This is a genomic window from Citrobacter sp. S46_ASV_140 (assembly GCF_018919545.1).
Taxonomy (GTDB): domain Bacteria; phylum Pseudomonadota; class Gammaproteobacteria; order Enterobacterales; family Enterobacteriaceae; genus Citrobacter; species Citrobacter braakii.
Window position 1 is genome coordinate 1 of the sequence record NZ_JAHLRC010000009.1, and the last position, 13,906, is coordinate 13,906.

12 protein-coding genes and 1 tRNA gene are annotated in these 13,906 nt (G+C 51.7%); 5 read left to right on the forward strand and 8 right to left on the reverse strand.

Going from position 1 to position 13,906, the window contains the following annotated elements:
• A partial coding sequence (locus KQJ19_RS04515; RefSeq protein WP_216403379.1) for a molybdopterin-dependent oxidoreductase occupies positions 1–565 on the reverse strand: 565 nt, incomplete at its 3' end.
• Positions 555–1,733 (reverse strand): pentaheme c-type cytochrome TorC, encoded by a 1,179-nt coding sequence (gene torC / locus KQJ19_RS04520; RefSeq protein WP_216403380.1) that lies wholly within the window; start codon positions 1,731–1,733, stop codon positions 555–557. The genes torC and KQJ19_RS04515, both read right to left, overlap by 11 nt.
• A 131-nt stretch (positions 1,734–1,864) precedes the next feature.
• Here torC and torR point away from each other — a divergent pair, with 131 nt between their 5' ends.
• The gene (gene torR / locus KQJ19_RS04525; protein WP_016152137.1) at positions 1,865–2,557 is read left to right on the forward strand and encodes a two-component system response regulator TorR; all 693 of its coding nucleotides are present in this window, start codon (positions 1,865–1,867) and stop codon (positions 2,555–2,557) included.
• Here the strand turns inward: torR and torT are convergent.
• A complete protein-coding gene (gene torT / locus KQJ19_RS04530) occupies positions 2,530–3,561 on the reverse strand; it encodes a TMAO reductase system periplasmic protein TorT (RefSeq protein ID WP_216403381.1) in 1,032 nt (343 codons plus the stop codon). The two genes, torR and torT, sit on opposite strands and share 28 nt — an antisense overlap.
• 82 nt (positions 3,562–3,643) lie before the next feature.
• Between torT and torS the strand changes: the two genes are divergently transcribed.
• Complete coding sequence (gene torS / locus KQJ19_RS04535; RefSeq protein WP_216403382.1) at positions 3,644–6,430, forward strand: TMAO reductase system sensor histidine kinase/response regulator TorS; 2,787 nt, start codon at positions 3,644–3,646, stop codon at positions 6,428–6,430.
• An 8-nt stretch (positions 6,431–6,438) separates the two neighbouring features.
• Here torS and KQJ19_RS04540 read toward each other — a convergent pair.
• A tRNA-Arg gene (locus KQJ19_RS04540) sits at positions 6,439–6,515 on the reverse strand.
• Between the two features lie 39 nt (positions 6,516–6,554).
• Positions 6,555–6,734 (reverse strand): hypothetical protein, encoded by a 180-nt coding sequence (locus KQJ19_RS04545; protein WP_016152134.1) that lies wholly within the window; start codon positions 6,732–6,734, stop codon positions 6,555–6,557.
• Positions 6,735–6,771: 37 nt separating this feature from the next.
• Between KQJ19_RS04545 and fimW the strand changes: the two genes are divergently transcribed.
• The 3 genes from fimW to fimZ all read left to right on the forward strand — a co-directional run bounded on the left by fimW (position 6,772) and on the right by fimZ (position 9,693).
• Complete coding sequence (fimW, locus tag KQJ19_RS04550; protein WP_016155913.1) at positions 6,772–7,365, forward strand: fimbria biosynthesis transcriptional regulator FimW; 594 nt, start codon at positions 6,772–6,774, stop codon at positions 7,363–7,365.
• A 385-nt stretch (positions 7,366–7,750) separates the two neighbouring features.
• On the forward strand, positions 7,751–8,473 hold the full coding sequence (locus KQJ19_RS04555; protein WP_047501853.1) for a hypothetical protein: 723 nt from the start codon (positions 7,751–7,753) through the stop codon (positions 8,471–8,473).
• Between the two features lie 587 nt (positions 8,474–9,060).
• Complete coding sequence (gene fimZ / locus KQJ19_RS04560; protein ID WP_016152131.1) at positions 9,061–9,693, forward strand: fimbria biosynthesis transcriptional regulator FimZ; 633 nt, start codon at positions 9,061–9,063, stop codon at positions 9,691–9,693.
• A 49-nt stretch (positions 9,694–9,742) separates the two neighbouring features.
• On the opposite strand, the gene sfmF is transcribed toward fimZ, so the two are convergent.
• The 3 genes from sfmF to KQJ19_RS04575 are packed head-to-tail and all read right to left on the reverse strand — an operon-like array spanning position 9,743 to position 13,905.
• Positions 9,743–10,279 carry a fimbria assembly protein gene (sfmF, locus tag KQJ19_RS04565; protein WP_047501855.1) on the reverse strand — a complete coding sequence of 179 codons (537 nt, stop codon included), beginning with the start codon at positions 10,277–10,279 and terminating at the stop codon, positions 9,743–9,745.
• Complete coding sequence (gene fimH, locus KQJ19_RS04570) at positions 10,272–11,234, reverse strand: type 1 fimbria D-mannose specific adhesin FimH (RefSeq protein ID WP_253296309.1); 963 nt, start codon at positions 11,232–11,234, stop codon at positions 10,272–10,274. Before fimH ends, sfmF begins: the two co-directional genes overlap by 8 nt.
• Before the next feature lie 49 nt (positions 11,235–11,283).
• Positions 11,284–13,905 carry a fimbrial biogenesis usher protein gene (locus KQJ19_RS04575; RefSeq protein ID WP_047501860.1) on the reverse strand — a complete coding sequence of 874 codons (2,622 nt, stop codon included), beginning with the start codon at positions 13,903–13,905 and terminating at the stop codon, positions 11,284–11,286.
• Between the last annotated feature and the right edge of the window lies 1 nt (position 13,906).

Here is a 13,906-nt window from a genome sequence, read left to right on the forward strand (position 1 = left end):
AATAGTCGCCCCCGGTACTTACGCTGTTGCCGTGCAGCGCAATGGCGCGCGCCAGCATCCCCGAGGCGTTATGGAACATGCCGGTTGATTGCCAACCGCTGGCCGTCAGCAGCGCGCTCGGGCCATAGGTCTTCTGAATTCGCTCCAGCTCCTGATAGAAGAAGTCCAGCGCTTCATCCCACGAAACGCGCACAAAGCGGTTATCTCCACGCTGCGTGGTATCGCTCTGATGGCGTTTACGCAACCAGTCGACGCGGACCATTGGATAGCGAATACGCGCCCCACCATGCACGTGATCCGGCAGTCCGGCGATCATTTTTGACGGGTACTTATCACGCTCAAACGGTTTGGCTTCAATAAAACGCCCATCAACCACGGTGGCGCGGATTGCCCCCCAGTGAGATCCGGTCAGGATCCCCTCTTTGACGCCAGTTCCCTGCACCTCTGCGGCGTTGGCGCTGCGCGGTGTGAGCAGCGAAGGTCCTAACATACCGGCGACGGTCAAGCCGCCCAACTGCAGTAGAAAACGACGGCGAGATGCCTGAAAGAGATCGTTATTTTTCATTGCTTTCTCCCTTATCGCCATGCGGCTTGTCCGTGGTGTCAGAGGCATTCATCTGCAAATATTTCAGTAAGGTACGTTCTTCACGTTTATCCAGACTGGTAAATCCAATCATGCCGTTCAACGTGCCAATCCAGCCGTTGGAGTCAAAGTGTTCTTTCTCAGGTGCGCCGTGGCACTGGTTACAGGTTCCGTTATAGAGCGAGTCGGCATAAGCCCAGATTGGCTTAATGTCGTTAACCATATCGCCCTTCTGCATCCAGGCGGTGGCCTGCAGCTTGCTCCACTGCGTGTTCGTTTCCGCGACGGTCGTTTGCTCCAGGGTTTTCACGTGCTGCTGAATGTCGCCACGAATGGAGGCCACAAAAATGCGTTTACCTGGCAATTGCGCCAGCACGCGCTGACGCCCGTTACTCTCTGTCCAGCCCACAATCTCAATTTGCAGCCAGTCGCCGTCACGCTTTAACACTTTTACTTCAGAAGCAGGCAGCAGTGAGCCCGCAGGTTCTTTATCCCCTTTGGCGGCATAAATAGGTTTGATGTCCAGGGAATAGAGCGTATCGCCATCGTCGTTTGCGTTGGCGCGTAACTGGTCAAACTGCTTGCGGAAACCGCTGCTCATATCGGGAAGCTGATGCGCAATACCTTTATGGCAGTCAATACAGGATTGATTGTCCTTGGCCGCAATCTTCATCTGACGCGCAGCTTCAGGGTGCTGTTTCGCGTGATCCATCGCATCATAGTTATGACAGGAACGACAGGTCGCGGAGTTGTTCTCTTTCATTCGCGCCCATTCGCGCTCCGCCAGCTCGGCACGTTTGGCTTCGAATTTCTCAGGAGTATCAATAGAGTGGGCAACAAAGGTCTGGTAAATATCGTTGCTGGCCTCCAGCTTACGTTTCACCATGCCAGGGATATCGGATGGAATGTGGCAATCATGACACTCTGCGCGTACCCCGGAGGCATTCTGAAAATGCGCAGACTGTTTATATTCTTCATAAACCGGCTGCATGCTGTGGCAGCTCACGCAAAATTCGGTTGAACTGGTTAATTTAATGCCAACGTGCGGTAAGACGATCAGCGCGATACCGACCACCATCCCGATGACGACCAGCGCCAACACTGACCAACGTGCGCTCGGTCTGAGCAGCGCCCTCCATAGTTTCCGCATAATAGCCCCTGTAAATATATGGTTTAGTTACAGAGGATCTTATTTCGCAAATGTGAACGGCAACACTGGTCAGGATGAATGGCTTACGGCACAATGTGAACAGATATGAACAGAAAGAGACAACAACCAGGATGTCGCATCACATTGTCATTGTTGAGGATGAACCCGTTACCCAGGCACGATTACAGGCTTATTTTGAACAGGAAGGTTATCACGTCTCGGTCACAGCCAGCGGAGCCGGCCTGCGTGAAATCATGTCACAACACTCTGTCGATCTTATTCTGTTAGATATCAATCTCCCGGATGAAAATGGCTTAATGCTGACCCGCGCCCTGCGTGAACGCTCAACGGTGGGGATCATCCTGGTAACGGGTCGTAGTGACCAAATTGACCGTATCGTTGGCCTGGAAATGGGGGCTGATGATTATGTCACCAAGCCGCTGGAGCTACGTGAACTGGTGGTGAGAGTGAAAAATTTACTCTGGCGTATCGACCTTGCCCGCGAGGCGCGACCGGAGGCCAAAGACAACTGCTATCAGTTTGCCGGGTATTGTTTGAACGTCTCCCGTCATACTCTGGAACTGGGCGACGAGGCAATCAAACTCACCCGCGCCGAGTATGAAATGCTGGTCGCGTTTGTCACCAATCCGGGGGAAATTCTCAGTCGCGAACGTTTACTGCGCATGCTTTCGGCACGACGGGTAGACAATCCGGACTTACGCACCGTGGACGTACTGATCCGCCGTTTACGCCACAAGCTGCGGGCTGATTTACTGGTGACACAGCACGGGGAAGGCTATTTTTTAGCGGCCGACGTGTACTGATACAGATAAACAGGACGGAATCCGCCGGGTGACAACGAGCACTTTACATGCTGGCTGTCGGCATTTTTCGGGGTGAGCACCAGGATCGGGGGACTGATATTTTCCGGCACCGGTTGTCCTTGTAATACTCTGATAGCCTGCTGAATCGCCAGTTCACCTTGCCAGACCATTTGATCGCTGGCAGCCATAATGATTCTTTCGCGTTTAAGCCCGCGATACACCTGATGCGACAGATAAAAAGAGACGACAGTTAACGGCGCGCCCTGATTGCGCTTCTCCCCCATTGCCGCTTCCGCAGCAATTGCCGTACCGGCCACCACGTCGGCATCCGGGTGACGCTCAAGCATCTCCTGCAACAGATTACGCTGTATTTCAATATCATTATCGCCCAACGCCACATCCACGATGCGCACCTGACTGCCGGCAATCGCCTGACGGAATCCGGCCACCATCTCACGACTGCCCCCGGCGTCATCAGGTCCTGGCAATAATAAGACCTTTAGCGGTTTGCCCGCGCTCCACTTAACCAAATAGCGGCCTGGCTGATAACCCATCTGGAACCACGGAACCCCAACCCGGGCTTTTACCGTTGCGTCATGGATAGCATTCACCACCTCGATAACCGGTAGCGTGCCAACCTGTGCCTGCAAATCCGGAAAAGTCGTCGTGCTGCTGCCCAACAAAATGGCATCCGCGCCCCATTGCTGGCATTGAGCGATTTGTGATTTTTGCGTGTCGAACTGGCGATACCCTCCCGCCTCGAGCACCTTCAGGCTTACGCCGTATTTTTTCGCCGCCTCCAGCATGCCGTAATTCACGGAAAGCCAGTAGGAATCCTTCAGGCTGGGATACAGCGCGCACAGTTTCCAGACTTTGTTTGCAGTAACGTCCGTTAGCGGCTCCGGCACTGCCTGCTGGGTATCCGGCCAGCGCAGCAGTGCGGACCCGGTCGTGTGACCTAAGCCGGGAAAAAGTGTGATAAGCAGGAAAACCAATACGCGCATGATAGCCTCAACATTGATAAGGCTTTATCCTAGTTGCTTTCCTCTTTTGGACTCAACCTTTTTAATCTGTGGCGACCCGACAGTGAATTTATCTCTGACCAAACGACTGTGGATAGGCTTCGGGCTGATGGCGGCACTGACCCTCATTAGTACGCTGGTTGGCTGGTATAACCTGCGTTTTGTCAGCCAGGTTGAGCAGGCCAATACCCAGGCGCTGATCCCGACCATGGACATGGCGCGCCAGCTCAGCGAAGCCAGCGCCTGGGAACTGTTTTCCGCGCAGAATCTGACCACCGCAGATAATGAAAATATGTGGCTGGCTCAGGGGCGTATGTTAACCGCCCAAAGCCTGAAAATAACCGCTTTACTGAAAACCCTGCGCGAGCAGGGCTTTGACACGTCGGCCATTGAACAACAGGAAAAAGAGATCGCCCAGTCGTTAAGCCATCAGGGGGAGTTGGTTGGCGAACGTCTGAAACTGCGCAATCGGCAGCAACAGCTCAGCCAACATATTGTTGAGGCTACCGCCGACGTTGCCGAAATGGCGCGCGGTCAGGCCAGTAATGCCGCCACCTCGGCGGGAGCTACGCAGGCAAGCATTTATGACTTGATTGAGAGCCATCAGGGGCAGGCGGCGGAACACGCTCTCGACAGGCTTATCGATATCGATCTGGAATATTATAACCAGATGAATGAACTGCGCCTGAGCGCGCTACGCGTGCAGCAAATGGTGATGAATCTGGGGAATAACCAGGCGCAGAATAACCTTGCAGCGCTGGAAACCCAGCTTAATGCCGCCGTCAGAGTGCTTCACCGCCGACAAATACGCATTGAAGATCCGATGGTACGCACTCAGGTTGCCGGCGCTGTAAATTCGATAAGCCGTTATGTCGATCTGCTGGCCCTGTATCGTCAGGATAATGACATCACCACCCGCTTACAGATCTTATCGCAGAACAATATCGAGCAATTTACCCGTTTCAGTAGCGAAGTCAGTCAGTTGGTAGAAATCATTGGCCAACGCAATCAGACCGGGCTGGCGCATCTCAAACAGGCCAGCCAGCGCGGGCAAACGCTGCTGCTGCTGTTAGGTGCGGTGTCATTGTGCTTGTTAATTCTCATTCTTTGGCGCGTAGTTTACCGCTCGGTCACGCGCCCGTTGGCGCAGCAAACCCAGGCGTTACAGCGTCTGCTTGAAGGTGATATTGACTCCCCATTTCCGGAAACCGCGGGCGTTCGCGAACTGGATACCATCGGGCGGTTAATGGACGCCTTTCGCGGCAGCGTTCACGCCCTTAATAGCCATCGCGAACATCTGGCCGCTCAGGTAAAAGCTCGCACCGCCGAACTGCGTTCTATGGTGTCTGAACACCGGCAGGCGCGGGCAGAAGCCGAAAAAGCCAACCAGGCAAAATCGGCGTTTCTGGCCGCCATGAGCCATGAAATACGCACCCCGCTGTATGGGATCCTCGGCACTGCGCAGTTGCTCTCAGACAATCCCGCTCTGGCGCAGCATCAGGAGAATCTGCGCGCAATCACTGACTCTGGCGAGTCTCTGCTGACCATCCTCAACGATATCCTGGACTATTCCGCCATCGAAGCGGGCGGAAAAAATGTGGCGATCGGCGATGAACCTTTTGAGCCCAGACCCTTGCTGGAAAGTACGCTTCAGCTCATGCACGGTCGCGTTGTGGGTCGCCCGGTCGTGCTGGTTACGGATTTTGCCGACGACGTCCCCGACTCCCTACGCGGCGATCCGCGCCGCATTCGGCAAATCATAACTAACCTATTAAACAACGCGCTGCGCTTTACCGATCGCGGACACATCACCCTGCGTAGCCGATGTAAAGACCAGGACTGGTATATTGAGGTTGAGGACACGGGATGCGGGATTGACCCTGTCCATCAGCGCGATATTTTTCAGCCGTTTGTTCAGGTTAGCGGTAAACGTGGGGGGACCGGGCTTGGACTCACTATCAGTGCCAGCCTTGCGCAGGCGATGCAGGGAGAACTGAGCGTCACCAGTACGCCGGGAGTCGGAAGCTGCTTTCGTCTGCGTCTGCCATTACGGGCTGGCGCGATGCCGGTAGCTAAATCCGTTCCACGTGCCATATCGTTACAGGGTTTACGCTTACTGCTAATCGAGGATAACCCCCTCACGCAGCGCATCAGTACAGAAATGCTCACCCTCAATGGCGCCCAGGTCACCGCTGCCGACAGTGCGGCTGCGGCGCTCACCATACTGCAGCAAGACGCCCAGTATAATGCCGCGCTGGTTGATTTTGATCTTCCGGATATCGACGGCATCACGCTGGCGCAACAGTTAACCCGCGAGTTTCCGACGTTAAAGCTAATAGGCTTTAGCGCACACGTCATCGACGAAACGCTAAGCCAAAGAACCAGCACCCTGTTTCTCGGCGTTATTCAAAAACCGGTTCCCCAGGATGAACTCAGTCGGCTCATTACCCATTATCTGCACGGTAACGCCCCTCTCCCGGTTGCATTAGAAAATGGCAACCAACGGTTAGATACCCAGCAATTAGCCGGGGATATCCAGCTAATGGGATGGCAAAAGGTGCACGAATGGTTAGCGCTCTTTAAGCAACACACCCTTCCTGTATTAGATGAGATTGACGCAGCGCGTGCAGCATGTGAGTACGAGAAGATAAAACGTCTGGCACATCAGCTAAAAAGCAGCTGCGCCAGCATGGGGATGCGTTCTGCCAGCAGGATGTGCGCAGCGCTTGAACAGCAGCCGCTAGCTGATTTTTCACTCAGAGAGGAAGTACAACTAAGTCTTACGGAAGTGGAAATGTGGTTGGCAAAAGAAAATTTGTCGCGATTAGCCGAAGCTGAACATCAGAAGTGACGTTGAAATGGTACGCCCTGTAGGATTCGAACCTACGACCTACGGCTTAGAAGGCCGTTGCTCTATCCAACTGAGCTAAGGGCGCATTGCGAAGTGATTACTTCATGCAGATGAAACGCGTGAATTATACGGTCAGCGCTTGCTGAGTCAATGCCTTTTGTTTCGGTTGCTGGCGAAGTGTACGAATGTTGATTTTTTCTGCTCGTTCAAAGGTATCCAGGAAATCACCTGGTAACAACTCAGCCCGCAAAACGTCAGATTTAGGGATGCATGTATTTAGAATATTTATGATTTTGCTTAACATTCCTTTATCCCCTCTCCAGTGGTTCAGGAACTCTTTAATGTTAAGTATCGCCATCAAGGAAGAAAACAGTCACTTCGAACATGGACTGAAAATCATCATCTCCCATCTGGCAAATCAGTGGCATCAGGAGATTAGCTTTTTACCTGTCGAAGATATCGATCGCGCTGAAATCGCGTTTATCTCACTGGATGAAGATTGGCTCAGCGCCGATTGTTACATGGTTCCTGTCCACACCAGGCGCCAACACCGGGTGGTCATCTGTAGCAAAAACGACAAAGATAAGCTGATGTTCCGCCCCTGCCTGTACATGTTGCCACTGATTTATCGGGAAGATGACGTAGACGAGATAACCAAAAAACTGGTCCTCATCCTGCAAAAACGCGCACTGCGCACTAGCGTGCCCGCGACTATCTGCCATTACTGCACCACCCGCAACTTTTCTATCGAAGAACGCCAGTTCTTAATGTTTCTCGCCAGCGGGTATACGTTAGCCGAAACGGCTCACCTGCTCTCAGTCAGCGATATCCAGGCCAAAGCGACCCGCCGCAGCATTATGAAAAAGCTGCATGTGAAAAACGATCAGCAATTCTTAAGATACATCCGCGCACATCTGAACTTTCTGCAAAATTAGACGGGGTATCTCTGCCTAATTTTTATTGAGAAATATCTCATCATCGATTAAGCATCGGCTCCTACTGTACCTGGCTTCAGGCTGCGAGAATAATCCGGCCATACTATTTCCGGGGAAAAAGAAAGACACACCCGGTAATATTTTATCTAATCTCAGAGAGAGGTTGAACTGGATAAAACGATCTTTTGGGCATTGAGTAAGACATCAGAAAACTTCCGGCAAATTATTCTGATGGGGTACGCAATCGCCAGTCTGATGATTGTTGAAGCACTGAAACCCAACGGCATAAGTCAACTCACCTTTGCGCTGACAAAAGTTTGGTTCAGGGATGTCTGTAGTCAGCAATTTATCCAGACCTGCCGCAACAGAAATGGAATGGAAAAGGATGCACAGTGCAAAACGCCGGGACCGCTATCGCCGTATACGAAACGCTAACTGTAGCTGGCAATTTCCCCACTGTACCTCACAGGTATTTGACCGGATCGAGTATCTGGCGCAAAAACTCGAATGCACCTTACCAGACGGCACTATATCTCAGGCGATAATTACGACAGACTACTATCTGGCCTATGCGCTGAGTCGACATTTATTCTCAGGTACTCGCACGGCGATCTTCCAGAGCGTTGAATCGACCTTGCTCAGCATGCAAGAGCCGGTAATTAGCCAGTTAGTGATTGACATTGAAAGCTTAACAACCCCTTATTTCGATATACTTGAAAGCCTGCGCCAGCTAATTAAGAAGCATAATGACATCCAAATCTTCATAATGCTTTCCAGTCGCGATGAAGACCTCACTACATTTATTACACTGTCCGGTCCATTTTATATCTTGCCACGCAATTTGCGCCTCCCCGAGATGCGTCATGCCTTATTATCTCCGGTTCTTAGCTATATTCATTCCAGACGCATAAATCAGCTCGACTGGGAGCTGATTACGTTACTATTACAGGGTAACTCCTTAAAAAAGATTGCATTGTTACAGACACAACCCTATCACCGTATCATTTATCGCCTGAATCAGTTGATTACGCGCCTTGGATTACCCAGCAGGCAGCGCTTTTTGCATCTGATACACCGCCTCAACGTTACCTCTACCCATTTAATTTAACACCATAACTCATTGTGCTATAAGATTTTTTAGGAAATTACTTATTTTCAAATAAGAAAACAGATCTAATTTTTACAAATATTTAATATTTACAACTATTCCTGGTATTATGCCTGGAGCCACTCCCACACTTAACCTTACTGATCCTGTGCATTTCAATAGAAAATAGTCCCATTGCAGTCTTAACAAAACCTAAACAATTGGTTTATTGTGTCGTTTTTACTGTTTAAAAAAAATTTTCAATCTGCCATAATTCGAACCGCAGATAAATAATACCAATAGTCATTAACACATCTGGATCTTTCAGAATATCCTAACTGACATTAACAACCAGGATGTTGTAAGTCTTTTCCGAATGAGCAGAGCAGGTATAATCCCCACAGTTTCCTGATTAATTGTTAGTTTTCCCGGTGTGAAATGGATTTTCCACAAATTCATTGTTCTGCAGAAGAACAACCGAATAAACAAGGATGAAATAATATTTATTCGGCTCTCCCTCAGAACAATTCTTGGCTATTTGACAATATTATAACGCCTGATGTTTTATCAAATTCGCAAGATACGCAAACAGTTTGAGGCATACAACAATGAAACCAGCATCCGTTATCATTATGGACGAACACCCTATTGTCAGAATGTCGATAGAAGTACTACTCGAGAAAAACAGTAATATTCAGGTAGTGTTGAAAACCGATGACAGCCGTACGGCAATAGAACACCTGCGCACGTACCCTGTCGATCTTGTCATCCTGGATATTGAACTGCCTGGTTCTGATGGGTTTACATTACTCAAAAGAATAAAATCATTGCAGGAGAAAACTCGGGTACTGTTTCTGTCCTCAAAATCCGAGTCGTTTTATGCCGGGCGTGCTATCCGGGCCGGTGCAAATGGGTTTGTCAGTAAACGAAAGGATCTCAATGATATCTACAATGCGGTAAAAATGATTTTATCGGGATATTCCTTTTTCCCTTCGGATACCCTTAATTTCATTAACAATATAAATGCACAAAAAGGCGTCTTACATGACATGCCGCTCTCTAACCGTGAAGTTACCGTTTTGCGTTATCTGGCAAACGGGCTATCCAATAAGGAAATTGCTGAGCAGTTGTTACTCAGCAATAAAACGATTAGCGCTCACAAGGCTAATATCTACTCCAAGCTCGGGTTGCACACCATCGTTGAGCTGATCGATTACGCAAAAATGCATGAATTAATGTAATAACACTCCCGGCGAGATTTCGTTCGGGAGTGTTTTGTTAGCACATTGATTAGTTATAGTTAATCATGAACGTGGCATCAGCCTTGGCAATGCCAGGCTGAACCCCAGCAGCTAACGCGATATAGTTTGCGAAAAAGGTCAGCGTGGCGTTGCCGTTGTCATCAATCCCCACGGTCTGGCTGGCCTGCTCGAGCGGCAATCGCGTACGGTCGCTGTCGTGCAGTTCGATCGCCACCTTTTGCGCCATCACCGCGTCATCAAGCGCCAGCAACGTCGTGCCCGGGGCCGGAGTTCCGGTAAACGTTATCGAAGCGGAACCCGGCGGGCAGCCTTCTAGCTTCAGCGTAAACGCGACCGGTTGAGTGGTATCTCCGCTGGTCTGAAGCTGCTTTGTCGGCCAGGTGCCTAGCTCCACAGACTTATTGCTGTCGCCGGCAATTACCGCGCAGGTAAAGTCCACCACGTTACCGCGCAGTTCAATATTGATTTCCCCCAGCGACGAAGCGGCATGGCACAACGAGCTGAATGTCAGCAGGCACACCATTGCCAGAAGTGTCCCTGCAGCTGGCGTTTGTTTGTTAGTCATAATCCACTCGCAGATAGCCACGGGCTGTAAAAGGTCCTTCGGTAGGCTTATTGCCCGTTACGCTGACCGGCCATGTTCGGATCCCCACGCTCGCCGCGGCGTTATCATCCAGTTGAAACGGGATAGTGCTGGACAGATTATTGGGCGTTAGCGGTTTACCGCTGCTGTCGGCGACAATAAAACCTAAATCGGGATTGTCAGATACCATCATTTGCCCGGTGGCTTTCTCGGCCTCTACACGCATGGTTAAGTAGGCCTGTGCAGCGACGTTGGTGCATTTTATCGCCACCGTTTTGGTCTGCGGATTGATGCCTTCAGGCCGGTTTCCCGCCCCCGCCTTGCTAAACAGCGATGCGCCAATATCACCAAAATCAAACTCGACAATCTGCCCGGCGTTTACTTCACAGTTTTGTGGAACCTCCACCTTGCCGCTGTAGCTGATGGTATAAACCGGCACGCTTAGCGCATCTCCGGTACTGGTCGTGACATAGACGCTAAACATCGTCTGCCGCGGAATCGGCACCATGTTAATAAACGGGCGGATCACTTTGAGCTTAAACACCAGCTTTGAATCCATCACGCCAAAAGGCTGCTGCTTAGGTACGTTTGGGTGAGTCCCCATGCGAATGTAATTACGCGGGGGATAAAATAACCCGGCATAGTCATCAGTTATGCTCATGGCCCCCAGCAGGTAGTCATTGAGCTTCAGATACTGAAAACCGCCTTCGGTACTTTGCACCGGAAGTTCAGTGGCATAGCTTCGATAGGTGTAATTTACCGTTGTCCCGGCCGGACAGGTGGCCTTCACGCCAACCCAGCCAGATTTTTCCGGTAATGTCACCACCTGTCCCGGCTGGTTGTTACTACTGTTGAAGACATTCGACAGATCGTAAAAAACATCCGTTGACGTGCCATTCGAGTTTTGGCAGACCGTCGCCCAGGACGAATGGGCCATCAGCAGTAAAGCGCTTCCCAGTAACAAACCCGTTTGTCGTTTCATCGTATTATTCCTGTCGTGCTGACGGAGATTCGCACGTCACGTTCGTGAGCGTTACCGCTTGTTTCAGGCTCTCCTCTGGCAAGGCATAGCGCGCCACGCAGCGCGCGTTTGCGCCTTCCCCCCATTGGATCAACAACTCGCCTTTTAGCGGCAGGCCGCTCAGGTAGATTTGCCCGTCTTCACCCACCATGCTGGTCACGCCGCTGGTGTTTTCACGCACGACGGAGCCAAACGGCACTGGTTTACCGGCATGTTTGGCGGTAATCAGCGCCCGCACACCGATTCGTGTATCAAACGCCGCCCGCACCAGCGCCCCTTTCGTTGGCACTACGCTACTGACGTTATTCTCCACATCGGTATTGTTGTTCATGGAATTGGTGTCTAACGCGACGCGGTTATAGCGATAGACGGTGGCATATGGCATCACCGCGTATCCGCGCCAGTCGGTTTGAACGCCGGTCTGGTTCTCTATCCGTACACCCTGCGCGCCCGGCGCTTTAATCAGCACGTTGGTATCGCCCAGAGGCTGACTGAGCGTAATGCCGTCCGCATGCCCCACTACGCCGCCGGAGAGCTGCCAGTTGTAGTCATGCTGGTCACGGTCGTAGTTGTAACCCACGCCCAGCGTACCGTAGGCCGCCTGCCAGTTGGCGCTGGCGTTTCCGCTATAGCCATTGGTGCTGCTGTGCCCCTGATTCACGCTGTAGCTCAGGTTGCGCCCATCCAGCAACGTACCGCCGATCCCGCTCTGCCAGCTGTTCTGTCCGTTGCTATTACGGTTGGCATTAAAGGTGGCGTAGGTGCGATCGAGGGCGTTATCACGCGAGTAACGCCGTCCGCTCAGCAGGCTGAACGGTACAGACATATTGAACGCCAGAATACGGTCGGTGTCGGAGATGCCAACCGATTCATTCCACGACCAGGAGAGTGAATAGCTAATCCCCTGCCAGCCGCTGGCATAGCCCAGTTGATACCAGGTATTGGTGTCTGAAGTATTCCAGTACGTCTGCTGACTACCCGAGATATACAGCGATCCGTAATCCCCCAGATTCTGCGAAATGTTGATCTGGAAACGACCCTTTTTGCTGTAGCTCAGGTTGTGGTAACTCGTCACATTGGGCACGTCGTGGCGATTGCCCTCACTGTCGTATTCGTACTCATAGCCTTCCATACTGCGATACGCCACATCGTCGAGGGTATAGAAGCCACGTGTTGAGTAGCGATACCCCAACAGCTGGAAGTTAGTGCCAAAATTGTTCAGCGATTTCGCATACAAGAAACGTAGCGACTGCCCCTGGTGCGTACTGTCATCCGCCAGTTGGCTGCGCGCATGGGTGAGATCGACAGAAACCGCCCCCCAGTCCCCCAGGTTTCGACCGGTGCCTAAAACCACCGCGGTGTAACGTGAGGCCAACTGCGTACCACCGTATGCGGTATAGCCCTCTGGTAACCCGGCAATTAATGTTCCCTGGAAAAAGAACGGTGAAGATTGCTGGCTATTGCCGCTGCGAAAATCCCCGGCGACAACGTCATATTTAAAACGCCCTTCTCGTTGTAATAAGGGAACGGTGGAGTACGGCACCGTATAGCGTTGCTGGCTGCCGTCCTTCTCATCCACCGTGACCTCAAGATCACCGCTGGATGACGTTGGGTTGAGATCGGTTATCGAGAAAGCGCCGGGTGAAACATAGCTTTGATAAATCACATAGCCATTCTGACGAATGGTCAGTTTCGCTGCGGTACGCGCAATGCCGCGCACGGTAGGCGCGTAGCCCTGTAAGCTGTCGGGATACATACTGTCTGAGGAATAGAGTCGCGCACCGCGAAACCCGACGCTGTCAAAAACGTCGTTGCCAGTGTTGCTGTCGCCCATCACCAGTTCGCCCTTCAGCGGGATAATTGCGCGCTGAAGCCATGTACCGATGTTTTTCCAGCTTTGTGAGTGGTATCCGTCGCCCTTGGAGTAGCTCCACGCACCGTTGTTTCTCAGCCGCCAGGGGCCATAGTTCAGACCACTGAGCATACTGAGGAAATAACTGTCAGTATCACTGCCGCGGCTGCCGGTAAAGCTGTAGTTAACCAGCGCGGCCGGGATCCCTTCATCCCACTCTTCCGGTGGAATATAGCCGCGCGCACTGTTTAACATTGACGCCTGTGGCAGGCTGACGTTTAAGCGCAGGGTAGAAAAATCAAACGCAATCTCGCTGCCGGGAATCGCCTCAGGTAGATTGATACAGGTATCGTTCGGATCCTTACTGAGTGCCGGAAACGCGGCGATATTGACGCCAAGGCGCTTCACCCAGTCGAGTCCAAAGCACGGCATCAGCCCACCGGACTTCTCCCCGGCTTTTGCCGCACTGGTAGTAAAACGAATATCCTGAGTGGCAACAAACTCATCGTTGCGCCAGATATCCACGCGATAAACGCCTTCAGGCTGGTGATTGCCTTTTTCAAAACGTGATAAATCCGCCACGGTTGCCGTATCCGCAGATAAAAAGGCCGGATTAAAATAGCTTTCCCCATAGCTTAGAGAGGGAAAGAGCGCCGCCAGCGTGGACAACGCCACCCCCGCCAGCGGTGGCGTAACCCCCGGTAACAGGCCAGGAAAATACGTTGTCTTATTCATC

Excerpts from the sequence above, each read along its gene's own strand:
- torC (WP_216403380.1), bottom strand. The coding sequence starts at position 1,733 with ATGCGGAAACTATGGAGGGCGCTGCTCAGACCGAGCGCACGTTGGTCA.
- torR (WP_016152137.1), top strand. The coding sequence starts at position 1,865 with ATGTCGCATCACATTGTCATTGTTGAGGATGAACCCGTTACCCAGGCA.
- torT (WP_216403381.1), bottom strand. The coding sequence starts at position 3,561 with ATGCGCGTATTGGTTTTCCTGCTTATCACACTTTTTCCCGGCTTAGGT.
- KQJ19_RS04545 (WP_016152134.1), bottom strand. The coding sequence starts at position 6,734 with ATGTTAAGCAAAATCATAAATATTCTAAATACATGCATCCCTAAATCT.
- fimW (WP_016155913.1), top strand. The coding sequence starts at position 6,772 with ATGTTAAGTATCGCCATCAAGGAAGAAAACAGTCACTTCGAACATGGA.
- KQJ19_RS04555 (WP_047501853.1), top strand. The coding sequence starts at position 7,751 with ATGCACAGTGCAAAACGCCGGGACCGCTATCGCCGTATACGAAACGCT.
- fimZ (WP_016152131.1), top strand. The coding sequence starts at position 9,061 with ATGAAACCAGCATCCGTTATCATTATGGACGAACACCCTATTGTCAGA.
- sfmF (WP_047501855.1), bottom strand. The coding sequence starts at position 10,279 with ATGACTAACAAACAAACGCCAGCTGCAGGGACACTTCTGGCAATGGTG.
- fimH (WP_253296309.1), bottom strand. The coding sequence starts at position 11,234 with ATGGCCCATTCGTCCTGGGCGACGGTCTGCCAAAACTCGAATGGCACG.
- KQJ19_RS04575 (WP_047501860.1), bottom strand. The coding sequence starts at position 13,905 with ATGAATAAGACAACGTATTTTCCTGGCCTGTTACCGGGGGTTACGCCA.